This window comes from Bacillus sp. TH22 (genome assembly GCF_016651015.1).
Lineage (GTDB): Bacteria > Bacillota > Bacilli > Bacillales > Bacillaceae_G > Bacillus_A > Bacillus_A mycoides.
Genome location: NZ_JAEKER010000001.1, coordinates 3,910,336 through 3,925,256, shown reverse-complemented (window position 1 = coordinate 3,925,256; position 14,921 = coordinate 3,910,336). Strand labels below are relative to the sequence as shown.

Annotated in this window: 18 protein-coding genes and 3 pseudogenes; 7 read left to right on the top strand and 14 right to left on the bottom strand. The window is 35.4% G+C overall.

Annotation, left to right across the window (positions count from 1 at the left end):
- The first annotated feature begins 7 nt into the window (after nt 1-7).
- A complete protein-coding gene (locus tag JFU18_RS20050) occupies nt 8-421 on the top strand; it encodes a YtrH family sporulation protein (protein ID WP_002015507.1) in 414 nt (137 codons plus the stop codon).
- Nucleotides 418-921 carry a sporulation membrane protein YtrI gene (gene ytrI, locus JFU18_RS20045; RefSeq protein ID WP_002190855.1) on the top strand — a complete coding sequence of 168 codons (504 nt, stop codon included), beginning with the start codon at nt 418-420 and terminating at the stop codon, nt 919-921. Before JFU18_RS20050 ends, ytrI begins: the two co-directional genes overlap by 4 nt.
- Nucleotides 922-973: 52 nt before the next feature.
- On the opposite strand, the gene JFU18_RS20040 is transcribed toward ytrI, so the two are convergent.
- The gene (locus JFU18_RS20040; protein WP_207192152.1) at nt 974-1,906 is read right to left on the bottom strand and encodes a DHH family phosphoesterase; all 933 of its coding nucleotides are present in this window, start codon (nt 1,904-1,906) and stop codon (nt 974-976) included.
- Between the two features lie 314 nt (nt 1,907-2,220).
- Between JFU18_RS20040 and JFU18_RS20035 the strand changes: the two genes are divergently transcribed.
- Nucleotides 2,221-2,526, top strand: a complete 306-nt coding sequence (locus JFU18_RS20035) for a YtpI family protein (RefSeq protein ID WP_002088950.1) — start codon at nt 2,221-2,223, stop codon at nt 2,524-2,526.
- 8 nt (nt 2,527-2,534) lie between these two features.
- Here JFU18_RS20035 and JFU18_RS20030 read toward each other — a convergent pair whose 3' ends face one another.
- Together JFU18_RS20030 and JFU18_RS20025 are read right to left on the bottom strand one after the other, a co-directional pair.
- A complete protein-coding gene (locus tag JFU18_RS20030; protein WP_063218372.1) occupies nt 2,535-2,798 on the bottom strand; it encodes a DUF3949 domain-containing protein in 264 nt (87 codons plus the stop codon).
- Nucleotides 2,799-3,011: 213 nt separating this feature from the next.
- A complete protein-coding gene (locus JFU18_RS20025; RefSeq protein WP_002034295.1) occupies nt 3,012-4,325 on the bottom strand; it encodes a DRTGG domain-containing protein in 1,314 nt (437 codons plus the stop codon).
- 247 nt (nt 4,326-4,572) lie between these two features.
- Between JFU18_RS20025 and JFU18_RS20020 the strand changes: the two genes are divergently transcribed.
- Complete coding sequence (locus tag JFU18_RS20020) at nt 4,573-4,731, top strand: hypothetical protein (RefSeq protein ID WP_165690427.1); 159 nt, start codon at nt 4,573-4,575, stop codon at nt 4,729-4,731.
- Nucleotides 4,732-4,771: 40 nt separating this feature from the next.
- On the opposite strand, the gene JFU18_RS20015 is transcribed toward JFU18_RS20020, so the two are convergent.
- Nucleotides 4,772-5,455, bottom strand: a complete 684-nt coding sequence (locus JFU18_RS20015) for a metal-dependent hydrolase (RefSeq protein WP_002088954.1) — start codon at nt 5,453-5,455, stop codon at nt 4,772-4,774.
- A gap of 149 nt (nt 5,456-5,604) precedes the next feature.
- Here JFU18_RS20015 and pepQ point away from each other — a divergent pair, with 149 nt between their 5' ends.
- Complete coding sequence (pepQ, locus tag JFU18_RS20010) at nt 5,605-6,702, top strand: Xaa-Pro dipeptidase (protein WP_201031889.1); 1,098 nt, start codon at nt 5,605-5,607, stop codon at nt 6,700-6,702.
- 45 nt (nt 6,703-6,747) lie between these two features.
- Here pepQ and JFU18_RS20005 read toward each other — a convergent pair whose 3' ends face one another.
- The 9 genes and pseudogenes from JFU18_RS20005 to JFU18_RS19965 all read right to left on the bottom strand — a co-directional run bounded on the left by JFU18_RS20005 (nt 6,748) and on the right by JFU18_RS19965 (nt 12,793).
- Nucleotides 6,748-6,954 carry a hypothetical protein gene (locus JFU18_RS20005; RefSeq protein WP_002088956.1) on the bottom strand — a complete coding sequence of 69 codons (207 nt, stop codon included), beginning with the start codon at nt 6,952-6,954 and terminating at the stop codon, nt 6,748-6,750.
- A 63-nt stretch (nt 6,955-7,017) separates the two neighbouring features.
- Nucleotides 7,018-7,264 (bottom strand): annotated as a pseudogene (locus JFU18_RS20000) (anti sigma factor C-terminal domain-containing protein); the annotation flags it as partial.
- A 50-nt stretch (nt 7,265-7,314) separates the two neighbouring features.
- Nucleotides 7,315-7,659 (bottom strand): DUF6176 family protein, encoded by a 345-nt coding sequence (locus JFU18_RS19995; protein WP_201034368.1) that lies wholly within the window; start codon nt 7,657-7,659, stop codon nt 7,315-7,317.
- A 2-nt stretch (nt 7,660-7,661) separates the two neighbouring features.
- Nucleotides 7,662-8,450, bottom strand: a complete 789-nt coding sequence (locus JFU18_RS19990; RefSeq protein ID WP_201031893.1) for a GNAT family N-acetyltransferase — start codon at nt 8,448-8,450, stop codon at nt 7,662-7,664.
- Nucleotides 8,447-8,779, bottom strand: a complete 333-nt coding sequence (locus JFU18_RS19985) for a cupin domain-containing protein (protein ID WP_201031894.1) — start codon at nt 8,777-8,779, stop codon at nt 8,447-8,449. The genes JFU18_RS19990 and JFU18_RS19985 overlap by 4 nt, the downstream gene beginning before the upstream one ends.
- Nucleotides 8,780-8,824: 45 nt before the next feature.
- Nucleotides 8,825-9,234: pseudogene (locus JFU18_RS30390) on the bottom strand (hypothetical protein).
- Nucleotides 9,235-9,371: 137 nt separating this feature from the next.
- Nucleotides 9,372-10,505: an alanine dehydrogenase gene (gene ald, locus JFU18_RS19975; protein WP_085312499.1), complete on the bottom strand. Its 1,134-nt coding sequence runs from the start codon at nt 10,503-10,505 to the stop codon at nt 9,372-9,374.
- A gap of 214 nt (nt 10,506-10,719) precedes the next feature.
- Nucleotides 10,720-11,484 (bottom strand): SDR family oxidoreductase, encoded by a 765-nt coding sequence (locus JFU18_RS19970; protein ID WP_088034664.1) that lies wholly within the window; start codon nt 11,482-11,484, stop codon nt 10,720-10,722.
- A 151-nt stretch (nt 11,485-11,635) separates the two neighbouring features.
- Nucleotides 11,636-12,793 carry an RNA-guided endonuclease InsQ/TnpB family protein gene (locus JFU18_RS19965; protein WP_201034369.1) on the bottom strand — a complete coding sequence of 386 codons (1,158 nt, stop codon included), beginning with the start codon at nt 12,791-12,793 and terminating at the stop codon, nt 11,636-11,638.
- A gap of 477 nt (nt 12,794-13,270) precedes the next feature.
- Between JFU18_RS19965 and JFU18_RS19960 the strand changes: the two genes are divergently transcribed.
- Nucleotides 13,271-13,729, top strand: coding sequence for a universal stress protein (locus JFU18_RS19960; RefSeq protein WP_001066676.1), 459 nt, complete (start codon nt 13,271-13,273; stop codon nt 13,727-13,729).
- A gap of 41 nt (nt 13,730-13,770) precedes the next feature.
- On the opposite strand, the pseudogene JFU18_RS19955 reads toward JFU18_RS19960, so the two are convergent.
- Nucleotides 13,771-14,496 (bottom strand): annotated as a pseudogene (locus JFU18_RS19955) (hypothetical protein).
- A 225-nt stretch (nt 14,497-14,721) separates the two neighbouring features.
- On the opposite strand from JFU18_RS19955, the gene JFU18_RS19950 reads away from it, so the two are divergent.
- Nucleotides 14,722-14,901 carry a hypothetical protein gene (locus JFU18_RS19950; protein ID WP_002034316.1) on the top strand — a complete coding sequence of 60 codons (180 nt, stop codon included), beginning with the start codon at nt 14,722-14,724 and terminating at the stop codon, nt 14,899-14,901.
- Nucleotides 14,902-14,921: the final 20 nt, after the last annotated feature.

The following is a 14,921-nucleotide window of genomic DNA, read 5'->3' as shown; positions in this document are numbered from 1 at the left end:
ATTATAGGTGATGAGGAAAGCGGAAATCAAAACATACTTCTCATACTTTGTCCATATATATGAAGAAGAAAGGGGAATGACGATGGATGTAAGAGAACATACTTTTTTCTCTCTGCTTATTATTAGTTATTTTATTGCCTTTGGAGTTATACTTGGTGGTTCATTAATTGGCGGATTTGGTGCATTTCTCATCGGAAAACCAACTCTAACTTATATTAATCAATTCGCCCAAAATTTAAGAATTTGGGCACTCGTTGCAGCAATTGGCGGAACGTTCGATACCTTTTATAGCTTTGAAAGAAGCTTCTTTGGCGGAGATATGAAAGATATCGTAAAACAAATTCTCCTTATTTTTTTTGCAACTGGCGGTATGCAAACTGGTCTTATTATTATTAAATGGCTTACACAGGAACATGTATGAGAGTACCCAGCGCCAATACAGCCAAAAGGTGGTATTTAGTTTTAGCTGGTGCTGCTGTTGGAGGAGTGTTGAGCTGGTTTGTTTTTTTGTACATATACGGTGTTTTTCAAGAAGAACAAACTAGTAAAATAGCAGAACAAAAAGAAATTATCGAAAAACAAGAAGCAAAACTCCACGTCCTTCTCGAAGACCAAGAGAAATTGAACACAGAAAATAAACGGCTCTTAACAATTCAAGAAATCAAAATAAAAATTATAAATCGAAAAAAATATAATTTAGACAATCTTACACTTGAAAACATGACCACTTCTATCCATAATGATCTCCAGCATCTTTTAACGAAAAACATTCAAAGCATCGCAAAAAATAAAGACCTGCTCAAAAAAGTCATCGAAAATAAAACGTACAAACATTACGATCGTATATACCGCTTTAAAGTAGACACAGTCTCTTTTGATACCGTACTTGAAATTAGTATTGATATAGAGAAGGAAAAATAAAAAAAAGGAGGGCTTCAGTGCCTCTCCTTCTCTTTCGTTCAACATACAATTTTTATCTACACAGCTCACGTAAATCAGCAAACAGGCGATCTGCTTCTTCCCAAGAAGATGCTTTTGCACCAGAAGCCATCGGATGTCCTCCGCCATTATATTGCATTGCTAACTTATTAATAACTGGTCCTTTTGAACGAAGACGAACACGAATAACATCATCTTCCTCTAAAAATAGAACCCATGCCTTTAATCCATCAATATTACCAAGTGCTCCGACAACACCAGATGCTTCAGTAGAAAGTACATCAAACTCTTCTAGTACCTCTTTCGTTAATTTAATGTACGCTGCGCCTTCTTCTACCATTGTGAAGTTTTGTAAAATATAACCATTTAAACGAGCGATTTTTTCTTTTGTCTTATACATTTCATTGTATAAATCTGTGAATTTCACATCCATGTCAACGAGCTCACTTACGTAACGGAGTGTTTTCGCTGTTGTATTTGGGAATAAGAAACGACCTGTATCTCCAACAATACCCGCTAAAATAAGGCGAGCTGCTTCCTTTGAAATCGTTAATCCTTTATCTTTTCCATAACTGTAAAATTCATAAATCATTTCACTTGTAGAACTTGCTGTCGTATCCACCCATGTAATATCTCCGTACGGGTCTTCATTCGGATGATGATCAATTTTAATTAACATCTTTCCTTTTGCATAACGATGATCACAAACACGCTCTTGGTTCGCTGTATCACAAACGATAACAAGTGCATCTTCATATACACTATCTTCAATATCATCCATTACTCGTAAAAATGATAAAGAAGGCTCGTTATACCCAACCATATAAATATTTTTCTCTGGAAACGATTCTTGCAGAATTGTACCAAGTCCGCACTGAGAACCTAACGCATCTGGATCCGGACGTACATGACGATGAATAATAATTGTATCAAACTCTTTAATTGCTCCTAAAATTTTCTCATGCATATGTATAATCTCCTTTTTATTCAACTTCTTCATTTTATCCCGCATTAACGTGTAGTAAAACTCCTACCTCAAAAGTATTAAAAACAATGGGGCAAAATTAATTTGGAGCCTGGATGCACGTAAAAGCCCGATTGGTGAGGGCTAATAATTAGTAAGTGGGATCTCCCCACACTAATTAAAGTTTCACTTTATCCCCCATTATAACGGAAAACATTTCATACATGCGAACAATTGCTTTATAATAAAAGTTAGAAAGTTTAGATTTTTCTTTTTCTAAATTGTTATTTTTATACCAATCGATGGGAGCGTGTATTATGCCAGTATTCGTCTTTTGTATTATCATCTCATTTGTGTTGTACCTCTTCTACAAAACAAAGTTCTTTCGTACAAACCGTCCAATGGAGAAAGGTTGGCTCTCAGGAAAATCCGCAATGGCACTCGGCTTATTCGTCCTATTCTTTGGGATAAACCAATTCTTTTTAGAACTTTCAACTGCACGCATTATCGTTGGTGTTTTGTTTATTTTACTTGGCAGCGCGAGTACATTTAATGGATTCCGCCAATATAAACATTTTCTACCATTAGCAGTCAAAGAAGCCGAATCTTATAAAACAACGTAAAAAAAGCATCAACATTGTGATGCTTTTTTACGTCCCTTCACTTTCAAAATCATATATGCAACAAACGCAGATGGTATATTAAAGGGATTACCTTGCACGTGAAAATGTAATTGTTCTTCTCCAAAAGACATCTGTTTGTATAGTTCTTGCTGAGATAATCCTGTTCGTTTCTTTTTTTCATTTAATCCTTGTAAGTATAAGTATTGAATTGGTATCATCACAAGGAAATAAAAGAGTGCGATACCACAAAAAAAGAGTAATTCTGATGACATATTGCATCCCCCTTCCGACATCCATTATCTTACAATCTAATTATATCATAGTATACAATCTAAATGAATTAATATTCTGTTTTTTCTAATTATAAAATCATCTCTCCTTATATATATATTTCCCGCTAAAACTCTTCCACATCTTTAACAACAGCTTCCCAACCCAATAAAACAAAAAAGATGGAACAAACCAAAGCGATTTGTTCCACCTTTTTATTTATCGATTAACTGCACCATAAGTAATGCTTTCCCGACAACATTACCTTCATGATGTACTTCTACATCAACCTTACCAAATTTACGGCCAATTTCTAATACTTTCGGATGAACCGATACAACATTATCAATTTGAACCGGTTTTACGAAATAAATTGTTAAGTTCTCAACAATTGAATCGCTCTTCTTCTGCGCACGAATGACGCGGTTTGTTGCTTCTGTCACAATTGTTGTGAATACACCGTAAGATAACGTCCCGATTGAATTCGTCATTTGTGGTGTCACTGAAAATTGATATAAATGCTCATTTTTTGCTTCTTTCGGCGTCATAAATTGATTCGTTACAATGTCATCAATCGTTTCACCAACTTGTGGTTGACGCTGAATCATTTGCAGCGCCTGAAGTACATCTTGACGACTAATGATACCTTGCAATTTATTTCCATCCTCCACAACAGGAAGTAATTCAATACCTTCCCACACCATCATACGTGCTGCAGCTGCGACGGACATTTTTCCATTTACCGTAATAGGGTGTTTTGTCATAACTTTATCAATCGGTGTTTCTTTCGCAACACCAATCATATCTTTCGAAGTTACGATACCTAACACCTTTTTATTTTCATCAACAATTGGATAACGTCCATGCATCGTCTCTTCATTGTACTCATGCCATTTCTGCACTATGTCACTAGGCTTTAAATATAGTGTTTCTTCAATTGGTGTTAAAATATCTTCAACTAGTACAATTTCTTTCTTAATAAGTTGATCATAAATTGCACGGTTAATTAACGTTGCGACCGTAAATGTATCATAACTACTCGAAATAATTGGCAATTTCAATTCATCTGCTAACTTTTTCACATGCTCTTCTGTATCAAATCCACCTGTAATTAATACAGCAGCCCCTGTCTCTAGTGCTAATTGATGTGCGTTCGTACGGTTACCGATGATAAGTAAATTCCCTGCTTCCGTATAGCGCATCATCGCTTCTAATTTCATAGCCCCGATTACGAATTTATTTAATGTTTTATGTAGTCCTTCTCTGCCTCCAAGTACTTGACCATCGACAATGTTAACGACTTCTGCATATGTCAGTTTTTCGATATTTTCTTTCTTCTTTTGTTCAATTCGAATTGTTCCGACACGTTCAATTGTACTAACATATCCTTTATTTTCTGCGTCTTTAATTGCACGGTAAGCTGTCCCTTCACTTACACTCAAATCTTTCGCAATTTGCCTCACAGAAATTTTATGCCCTACCGGCAGGCTATTAATATGTTCTAAAATTTGATTATGTTTGGTAGCCAAATGGTTTCACCATACTTTCTTTTCCCTAAATTCTTCATGTGTTGTATTTTCAGTATACTATATTTTCAAAACTGTTACACTCTCTCTTTATATGCCTGTACCATTTTTTTTATAACAAAATACCCCTTACATTCCACCAGTCATTCTATTACAACAATGTAATGGTATTGTCATCTCGTTCGATAGTTTGTCCAGACGCTTCAATATACAATTAAGACAAGAAATGAAACAAAGGAGCGAATACATTATGAAAAAATTTTTAGAGGTTGTAGGTGCTGTATTTTTAGCTTTCGTAGATGGAAAAAAAGTTGCAATGGAGTTGAATGAAACACCCGAACAGCCACTTCCAAAAAGAAAAGAATCACCAAAACAAGCGCAAACTTTAAAAACTGTACTACACACATAAAAAACCCTTCACTTGTCATTTCAAATGAAGGGTTTCTTTTTTATAGTGTAATACTTTCTCCAGCTTCTAATACTTTCCCTGTACAATTTTGTAGCTTTCCTACAAATTGATATGGATCTTGTTCAATAACTGGGAACGTATTGTAATGCATCGGTACAACTGTTTTCGCCTCTATCCATTTTGCTGCTAACACAGCATCTTCTGGCCCCATTGTGAAATTATCGCCAATTGGTAAAAATGCTAAATCAATATTATTCAGTTCTCCAATTAACTTCATATCAGAGAATAAAGCAGTATCCCCTGCATGATATACCGTTTTCTCCTCTGCTGTAAACAAAATACCAGCTGGCATACCTGTATATGTAATCGTCTTATTTTCTTCATCAATATAACTAGAGCCGTGGAATGCTTGAGTAAATTTCACCTTTCCAAAGTCAAATTCATGTGAACCACCAATATGCATTGGATGTGTATTTACACCTTGCCATCCTAAAAATGTCGCTAATTCAAACGGTGCCACAACGACCGCATTATTGTTCTTTGCTAACGCTACTGTATCCCCAACATGATCACCGTGTCCGTGCGATAAAATAATCGCATCAACTTTTACATCTTCAGCCTTTAAATCTGTTTTCGGATTTCCCGTTAAAAATGGGTCAATTAAAATAACTTTTCCATTCGTTTCAATCTTTACAACTGAATGCCCGTGATACGATACTTTCATCATTACATTCCTCCCCTATTCACATTCTCGCTTTTTATTCTACATGATTTCTCAATTCCCTGTCTTTTCTAACATCGATTTACTTGTCATAACGCTTTCCTCCGATGTAAAGTTATATTTGTAATTAAATATCTCGGGGGTGCCAATCGATGAATGCTAGATTAGAAAATTTAATGCAATGGCTAAAAGAAAAAAACGTAGAAGCTGCGTTCTTAACTTCTACACCGAACGTCTTCTACATGACAAACTTCCACTGTGAACCACATGAAAGACTACTTGGTATGTTTGTATTCCAAGAAAAAGAGCCTATTTTAATTTGTCCTAAAATGGAAGAAGGCCAAGCACGTAACGCTGGCTGGGCACATGAGATTATTGGATTTACTGATACGGACAGACCATGGGATATGATTGCAAAAGCAATTAAAGATCGTGGTATTGATGCAAATGCAGTTGCAATTGAAAAAGAACATTTAAACGTAGAACGTTACGAAGAATTAACGAAGTTATTCCCAAATGCAGCTTTCAAATCAGCTGAAGAGAAAGTTCGCGAACTTCGCTTAATTAAAGACGAAAAAGAACTTTCTATTTTGCGTGAAGCGGCTAAAATGGCAGATTATGCTGTTGAAATTGGTGTAAATGCAATTAAAGAAAATCGTAGTGAGCTAGAAGTATTAGCAATTATTGAGCATGAATTAAAAACAAAAGGCATCCATAAAATGTCATTCGATACGATGGTATTAGCAGGCGCAAACTCTGCTCTTCCACACGGTATTCCAGGTGCAAACAAAATGAAACGCGGCGATTTCGTACTATTTGATTTAGGTGTAATCATTGAAGGTTATTGCTCTGATATTACGCGTACAGTAGCATTTGGTGATATTTCTGAAGAACAAACTCGCATTTACAACACTGTACTTGCTGGACAACTACAAGCAGTTGAAGCATGTAAACCAGGCGTTACATTTGGTGCAATTGACAACGCCGCTCGCTCTGTTATCGCAGATGCAGGTTATGGAGACTTCTTCCCACACCGACTTGGTCACGGACTTGGAATTAGCGTACACGAATATCCAGATGTAAAAGAAGGCAATGAGTCTCTATTAAAAGAAGGTATGGTCTTCACAATCGAGCCAGGTATTTACGTACCAAACGTAGGCGGCGTTCGTATTGAAGATGATATTTACATCACAAAAGACGGATCAGAAATCTTAACGAAATTCCCGAAAGAATTACAATTTGTGAAATAATAAAAAAGGTAGCGTGATCGCTACCTTTTTATTAAAGAAGGCCCTTTAAAAAGTGCCTTCTTCTATCTCACTAATATTTATTTGAAATTTCACGATCCAAACTGAGAAAAGGTGGACAAGAAGCGCAAACGCCATACATGCTCCGCTTAAAAAAGTTAGTATAGGATGCGAATACACGTGCCCTAATCCATAGGATATCGCCACGAAAAACATTGTTATGTAAATATAAATTGCTCCATGTATTTGCCTCATATAAACCTCCTTTTCCCATATTATAACATGAATTTTCTGATTATTCACATTAATTAACTGTAATTAATATTTCTCCACTGTTACACCTCTAACAGCCGCTTTAATATATGGTGCTCCTTGTAAACCTTGTAAATCCTCTGTTTTCCCTGTTACAACTACACCGTATATTGGTAGGTCTTTTGGTTTGATGTTTTTTATTTCTTTATAATATTGTTCAAAATAATCACTTGGTATACCTTCACTATTTTTTTGCTAAAGACTTCATTTGGTACAGAAATTCTTTTGAGTTTATTGTTAAATCGTTTTTCAAAATAAAAAGCACATTTATTTTGATGCGCTTCTCTCCAACATACTATTCTATTATTTCATTACTTCCTTCACAACATCTTGAATCATAACAACTTCTTTTTTCATATCAACAGACGGTGCTTCTTCATCAATACACTCATACCAAAACGCTACATGCTTTTTATCAATTTCATGATGAGAATTTTCGACAAGAGTACCGCCTTCTCCTTGCACAGAATACCAATATAAGTACTCTTCTCCATCTCTTATTTCCCGGAAAATTGTCTCTACATACATTTTCTCGTCGTTTAATGTCAAAAGCACTTCTTTCATATTGCCATTAAGAAGCTGCATCCATTCATCTACCCGATGACTTTTACCTTGTTTCACTTTAAATCTCGTTAACTCCACATTCATTTTTATTCCCCCGTTCTCTTACGTACAAACAAACTATATTCTATTGGATTATGAAAACTTAATTTACTAGCTAATTTTTGAGAAGGAATATTGTCTACATAACAATCCCAGCACGGTATAATATCATTTTGCATGCAATGCTCAATGAAACGTGTTGCGACAGCGTGAGCTAACCCTTTCCCTTGATACGCTTCATGCGTTACAATATCAATTTCAGCAAATCCATTCCCGCTAAATATCGAAACACATTCAGCTACAATTATCCCATCTTGTTCTATACAAAATCCAAAACCACCGTTCAAAAACGTTTCTTTTGATCCCCAATATTCTTTGTAGTACTCCTCTGTAAATTCACTGCTTCTTTCTATATCTCTTCTATCAATATGCTTCACTTCATATGTATTTTTGTTACAATCTCGCTTTCTCTCTTCAAAGGTTACTCTTTGAAATTTCATTCGTGGGATTTTCCGAAGCACATTACTAAAACGCTCTTCAATCATCATTTCCCATTCTTCACTAGAAGTGCAGAATGTAAATCTCTTCTTTGTTTTTCCAATAGCCGTTTTTAAATACGAAAATAAATCTTCGTTATAATTTTGATCATCCGTATCACCAAATAAATAATAGATACCATTAGCTGTACGAATTAGTCCTGCTGTTAACTTCTCGTTTGCAAAAACTTCACCATCTATCATTTGATCACATACCGCATGAGCAAAGGTTGTTGTCCTTGTATGACCTTCTAAAATCGGAAGGATTTTTCTATACTGGGCTACAGATAATTTTTTCATAATTGCTCCACTTTAATCGTATCAGCCTCTATATTTTCAAAACAAAGATTTACCGTTCTCTTGAATGCTCTCGTTCTATGGATCGTGCATGCTGGAATTAAGATAGAATCATTTGGCTTTAAAACCGCCGTCTCTCCATCTTCAAAATCGATAAGTAGTTCTCCCTCTAGCACAATAAATAATTCATCCGAATTAGAATGATAGTGCCAATCATATTCACCCGTAAATACAGCAATTCGTAAGCAATGACTATTTATATTTGAAACGACGAAGTTTTTATGTTGATTTTGAATATCTTTTGTTAGTTCTATTAAGTTCACAGTTTCCATATTTCGTCCCATCCTTTCACTATTCGTTTTTTTGAAATAACCAATTTAATCTCCTCCACCATCACTTGAGCTACTACAATCGTTGCTACTGTAGTCACCAAATCCACTTGACGAACTTGAAGCGTATGAAGATTTTTTTCTCTTTTTTCTTTTCCTATCTCTCTTACTTTCATGACTAGGCCATACTGTATCAAAGAATATAACGAATAAAACTAATTCTATTACGGCAAGTATAAACTCTAAAATACTCTCAATAATATTCGGGGTTATCCCAAAACTGTAAAGCACCCCAAATGAACCCATACACAAAATCACATACAGAACCATACAAACATACCGAAACGTTTTTTCTATCATAATGACTATTTTTTTGAAGTTGGAATGTTCTGTTCCTTTTTTTTCTTTATATATTTTTGTCTTTTAGCTTGCTTTTTCTTCTTATTTTTGCTCCCCATTGAATCCCCTCTTTTTTATTGTATAATTCTAAATTATCACAATAAATACCCATTAACATCAACAAGTAACAATTTTTTACATATTATTCCCTAAAAAAAGACCCTCCTCATAAAGGAAGGTCTCAAATGTATCTCTATTATGATAAAGCAGGAGCTTTTTCAAGAAGCTCTTTTGCATCTGCATATTGTAAGCCGTGAGCTTCTGCAACTGCTTCGAATGTTACATAGCCATCTAATGTGTTAATACCTTTTAATAATGCAGTGTTGCCTAAGCAAGCATCTTTATAGCCTTTGTTAGCAATTTGTACTGCATATGGTACTGTTACGTTTGTTAATGCAAGAGTTGATGTACGTGGAACCGCACCTGGCATATTTGCAACTGCATAATGAACAACACCATGTTTCTCATAAGTTGGGTTGTCGTGAGTTGTAATACGGTCAGTTGTTTCGAAAATACCACCTTGGTCAATCGCGATATCTACAACGACAGAACCTGGTTCCATTGATTGAATCATTTCTTCTGTTACAAGTTTTGGCGCTTTTGCACCTGGGATTAATACTGCACCGATTACAAGATCAGATTCTCTTACAGCTTCTGCAATGTTATACGGGTTAGACATTAACGTTTTTACTTGGTTTCCGAAAATGTCATCTAATTGACGAAGACGTTCTGCACTTAAGTCGATGATTGTTACATCTGCACCTAAACCTACTGCAATTTTCGCTGCGTTTGTACCAGCTTGACCACCGCCGATAATTGTTACTTTACCGCGTTTCACCCCTGGAACACCTGCAAGTAAAATACCTTTACCACCTTTGTTTTTCTCAAGGAACTGTGCACCGATTTGCGCAGACATACGACCAGCTACTTCACTCATAGGTGCAAGTAATGGTAAAGAACGATTGTCTAATTGTACTGTTTCGTATGCAATTGATACCACTTTGTTATCAATTAATGCTTTCGTTAATTCTGGCTCTGGAGCTAAGTGTAAGTATGTGAATAAAATTAAACCTTCGCGGAAATAACCGTATTCACTTTCAACTGGCTCTTTTACCTTCATAACCATATCTTGATTCCATGCTTCTTCAGCAGTTTCAACAAGTTTCGCACCAGCTTGTACGTATTCTTCATCTGTAAAGCCTGATCCTACACCTGATCCTTTTTGAACAAAAACTTCATGACCATTTTGTACTAAATGTACAGCTCCCGCTGGCGTCATTGCCACGCGGTTTTCATTGTTTTTAATTTCTGTTGGAATACCGATACGCATTATTAGTTCCCCCTTGAGTTATGAAATGACCCCTGAATCATTTTTTAAAGCGCTTTCTATACTCTTATATTCTAACATAATATCTCAATATTTGACAAAAAAATAATACAAGTTTTCCGATAGGTTTAATCTTACATGAAAGGACAGTATTATCCGTACCTCTCAGTATAAAGGATAAACTGTCCAATTATTCAAAACTTCACTTTATTTAATTCTATCGATGTCTATGAATAACATCAACAGCGCCTGTTACTTCAATAATCGTGCCAGTAATCATATCAGAATCGTCCTCACATAAAAACGAAATGGTTCTTGCGATATCTTCCCCTGTTCCAGATCTACCAATGGGTGTGTTACTACCTTTCAGATTTCGTGCTTCTTCAATCGTTGCCTCTTTCATTTCACCAATTATATCACCAGGACATACCATATTCGCAGTAATACCGTATTCAGCTTCTTCGTATGCGACTGTTTTCGTTAAAGAAACAAGTCCGACTTTCGCAGCTGCAAAGGCTGAACGATAAATCCATCCAGGCGCGCTATCTGCCCCTTGAAATCCATAGTTAATAATACGGCCAAATTGCTGGTTTCTCATAATCGGTACGACAAGTTTTAATAAATGAAACACCGCTGTTAAATTACCCTGGATCATTTCATTCCATTCGTCTTCTTCGTAATCGACTAATTTTTTCCTTTCAAATACGTAAGGACCAGCATTATTAATTAAGAAGTCAATTTTGCCAAAACGGCTCATCGCTTCTTCTACTATTTTATGTAAATCTTCCTTTTTCGTGACATCAGCTTGCACGAACTGTAGACGTTCTTCCATATTTTTATATGTTTCTTTCATTGTTTCCATAGCACTTGTATCGCTATGATATGTTACTGTTACTGAATATCCTTTATCCAATAACTTTTCTGTTACTTGCTTTCCTAAACCTTTCGTACCGGCTGTAATGAGCGCGTGTCTCACAAACATGCCTGCTACTAAAAATATAGACAAATGTACATTCTTAGAGTATTCCTGCTTCTCTGTGTCCTGTCTCGCCACTAACTCGCTACTACATTTTGCTGTGACACTCCACAGGCGTAAATTCCGATGTAGCCCACCGTACATATATACAATCTATTTACGTTAGTATTGTATATATTTTTGCTTGTAAAAGGTTGATTGACGCGTTCAAATCTCTATCCATTACATTACCACAGTCACATTCATATACTCGGTCGGATAGCTTTAAGCCTGCTTTCTTTTGACCACAACATGAGCATAACTTTGACGAGGGATAGAATGTATCTACTTGACGTAGTTCAATTCCATATTCCTCACATTTCGTTAACAACCATGTTTTAAATGTATAAAAGCACTGCTTCGCAATTGCTTTAGATAGATGTTTATTCTTCATCATACCTTTCACATTCAAATCCTCCACTGTAATAAACGTTGGCTTGGTTTTCACCACATCATTTACAATAGACTTTACATACGCTAATCGAATATTTGCTAGCCTGGCATGTAGTTTTTGGACTCTAAGAATATTTTTATCTATATTCGCTCTTTTATTAGCAACAGGTTGTTCACCTCTCTTTCTTATATTTTCAAATTTGCGTGATAAAGAGCGTTGTTCACGTTTTAACCGTTTTTCTATCTTTTTTACTTTTATTGTTTTGTTGATGTTTTCATAAATTATGCCATCGCTACGTATAGCGAAATCCTTCAGCCCTAAATCAATCCCTAAACCTATTTTATTCAGCATTGGTTTTACTCTTACTTCTTCTCTTACACAAAGTACAGATACAAAATATCTTCCTGCTCTTTGATATACTGTGCCACTTTTTACAGTTGCATTTTTAGGGATATATCCATATTCTTTTAACCTTACCCAACCAATTGTAGGTATTTTTACTCTATGCCTTTCTACTATCCAATCTGTTTTATTGTTTTTCGGAAAGTAGCACTTCACATCTTGCTTCCTCTTTTTTTTATATCGCGGAAACTTAGATAAACCTTTAAATAATCGCTTAAAAGCTTTCTCTCCATTCATAATCGCTTGTTTTACCGCTTTGCTCGACACTTCTTTAATCCACTGGTCGCACTCTTTTGTATGAATGTTATTTAGCCATTTAGAAAAGTCATAGCCACTAAGAAATTTTCCCTCGGATTCATATATCTCCTTATTTTTAGATAGATATAGATTGTAAACATATCTGCACACTCCAATCGTTTGATGGATCTTGGTTATTTGTTCATTTGTCGGTTTAATCTCTACTAGATAGGCTTTTTTCATAGCTCTTCATCCTCCGACATTTTCTCTTTATATTTCCTCAATCCGTATATTCTACAACTCCATACATGAATGATAGATATCAAATTTTGAACAATCTCTTCTTGTGAAGACAACTTTTCATTAGTAACAATGATAACGTGGACTTCAATTTTATGAAGAAACCCCTTAAACCAGTCGTAACCAAAACGAAAAAACTATCTTGTGTGCGATGATGATGTTTGAAATATTTCTCTCTATACAGTCATCGAGCCTATATTTCACTACGCATGTCCAGGTTTGCCTATGTTTTTACTTACTGTTGTTTTCTTCTTTTAAATTGCCATACTTCATGTTTAACAAGTTCTCGCCTCAATTACAACTAAAATGAATTAAAACAAAGTTTTCAAAATTCTGTAACGTTTCCGACAAGCACATTACCAAAATTTGTTTTATAATAAAGTTGTAAACGGTAATAAAAATGATTGGGAGGAATTTACTATGAATAATACATATACAAATATTTTAATTGCGGTGGACGGTTCTAAAGAAGCAGAAAAAGCCTTTAAAAAAGCAATTCAAGTTGCAAAACGAAACAACGCAACATTAACAATTGCTCATATCGTTGATGTAAAAGCATACTCAGCAGTAGAGGCTTATAGCCGCGCAATTGCTGAACGTGCAAATCTATTTGCAGAAGACTTATTAGAAGACTACAAAAAAACTGCGCTTGAAGCTGGTCTTGAAAAAGTGGAAACTGTATTAGAATTTGGTAATCCTAAATCTAAAATTTCAAAAGAAATCGCTCCAAACCATAAAGTTGATTTAATTATGTGTGGTGCAACTGGTTTAAATGCTGTAGAACGTTTCCTAATTGGTAGCGTCTCTGAACATATTATTCGCTATGCGAAATGCGATGTCCTTGTTGTTCGTGGTGACGAGGAGCAAGGTGATCTTTAATTTATAAATAAAACACCAAGTCCACATAGGCTTGGTGTTTTTCATTTCACAAACTTCACTATAAATACAAGACAAGCTACAACAACAACGGTACCTGCCAACACATACGGCGGAAGGAATTTCAAAGACCATAGCGCCATCATTATCGTCGCAACAGTTAAGTACGTTTACTTTGCATCTTCTGTCATTTTTTTACGAAGTAAGAAAACATACACATAACCGATTGGCGGCGTAATGAAGCAAAGAACATATATAATTTTTGATTTTAAATACCACTTTTGTTCGCCAAGTTTCTTTATGTCTTCTTCTATTCTCTTACTCTCTTGTTCTCTCACTTCTTCTTCAATCGGATCTTCCTCTTCTCCTCGCCTTTCTTTCATATAAGGAAGAAAGTGCATGAAAAAATAACATGCAAATACGATTGCCCAAAATTCGATATCCAATCTTTCTAGTGGAATATGCTCGCTAAAAAATGCAGCAGCAATCACTAAAGAAAAACAATACGTTGTCATCCAAAATGAACGTTTTCTCTTTTTCTGTTCTATTTCTTTTTTATCTTTTACTTCTTGTACTTTCTTTTTTCTAGAAAGCCATACAGAAATACAGCAATCTACTACAAATAAAGTAAAGATAAAGATTGCTATATGCATTGTTGTTACATTCTCAAATGAAAATACTTCTGGGAATGCAACGTGTAATACAATTAGCGTGTACAAAATTAACCCTACAAAATAAAGTGAAACTTTAATCAGTGGGGTTTTGTTCATCCCCCACTGATTATTAGTTGAACCAATCGGGCTTTTACGGGCAGTTGATCCCCCACCTAACTTCTTTGCTTTCGCTGAATTTTGAGGTGGGGGTCTTACTGCCCGTTAATGCGGGATAAATACGTCTCATCTTCCATTCCTTTCTCATTTCCTAACATTAAGTTAGCATACATTTTTTAGAAATAGACGGACAAAATATATGTGTTTAGAAAAGGAGGATGCTACATGGATGATTATGAACGTATTATTTTAGATGTGAACGGTACAGAACTCGAAATGTTAAATACGATTCGCGAGCATTTTAAAGAAAAACATGGTGTTGAACTAAGTCACGGTGCATTACTTAGAGATTTAATGGATATTGAATACATTCGGATTACGGAAGATCGACACAAGTATGATTAATCAATGAAGCTTTAAGCCTA

Coding starts and splice junctions, on each gene's coding strand:
- ytrI (WP_002190855.1), top strand. CDS start 418: ATGAGAGTACCCAGCGCCAATACAGCCAAAAGGTGGTATTTAGTTTTA.
- JFU18_RS20040 (WP_207192152.1), bottom strand. CDS start 1,906: ATGCATGAGAAAATTTTAGGAGCAATTAAAGAGTTTGATACAATTATT.
- JFU18_RS20035 (WP_002088950.1), top strand. CDS start 2,221: ATGCCAGTATTCGTCTTTTGTATTATCATCTCATTTGTGTTGTACCTC.
- JFU18_RS20030 (WP_063218372.1), bottom strand. CDS start 2,798: ATGTCATCAGAATTACTCTTTTTTTGTGGTATCGCACTCTTTTATTTC.
- JFU18_RS20020 (WP_165690427.1), top strand. CDS start 4,573: ATGAAAAAATTTTTAGAGGTTGTAGGTGCTGTATTTTTAGCTTTCGTA.
- JFU18_RS20015 (WP_002088954.1), bottom strand. CDS start 5,455: ATGAAAGTATCGTATCACGGGCATTCAGTTGTAAAGATTGAAACGAAT.
- pepQ (WP_201031889.1), top strand. CDS start 5,605: ATGAATGCTAGATTAGAAAATTTAATGCAATGGCTAAAAGAAAAAAAC.
- JFU18_RS20005 (WP_002088956.1), bottom strand. CDS start 6,954: ATGAGGCAAATACATGGAGCAATTTATATTTACATAACAATGTTTTTC.
- JFU18_RS19995 (WP_201034368.1), bottom strand. CDS start 7,659: ATGAATGTGGAGTTAACGAGATTTAAAGTGAAACAAGGTAAAAGTCAT.
- JFU18_RS19990 (WP_201031893.1), bottom strand. CDS start 8,450: ATGAAAAAATTATCTGTAGCCCAGTATAGAAAAATCCTTCCGATTTTA.
- JFU18_RS19985 (WP_201031894.1), bottom strand. CDS start 8,779: ATGGAAACTGTGAACTTAATAGAACTAACAAAAGATATTCAAAATCAA.
- ald (WP_085312499.1), bottom strand. CDS start 10,505: ATGCGTATCGGTATTCCAACAGAAATTAAAAACAATGAAAACCGCGTG.
- JFU18_RS19970 (WP_088034664.1), bottom strand. CDS start 11,484: ATGTTTGTGAGACACGCGCTCATTACAGCCGGTACGAAAGGTTTAGGA.
- JFU18_RS19965 (WP_201034369.1), bottom strand. CDS start 12,793: ATGAAAAAAGCCTATCTAGTAGAGATTAAACCGACAAATGAACAAATA.
- JFU18_RS19960 (WP_001066676.1), top strand. CDS start 13,271: ATGAATAATACATATACAAATATTTTAATTGCGGTGGACGGTTCTAAA.
- JFU18_RS19950 (WP_002034316.1), top strand. CDS start 14,722: ATGGATGATTATGAACGTATTATTTTAGATGTGAACGGTACAGAACTC.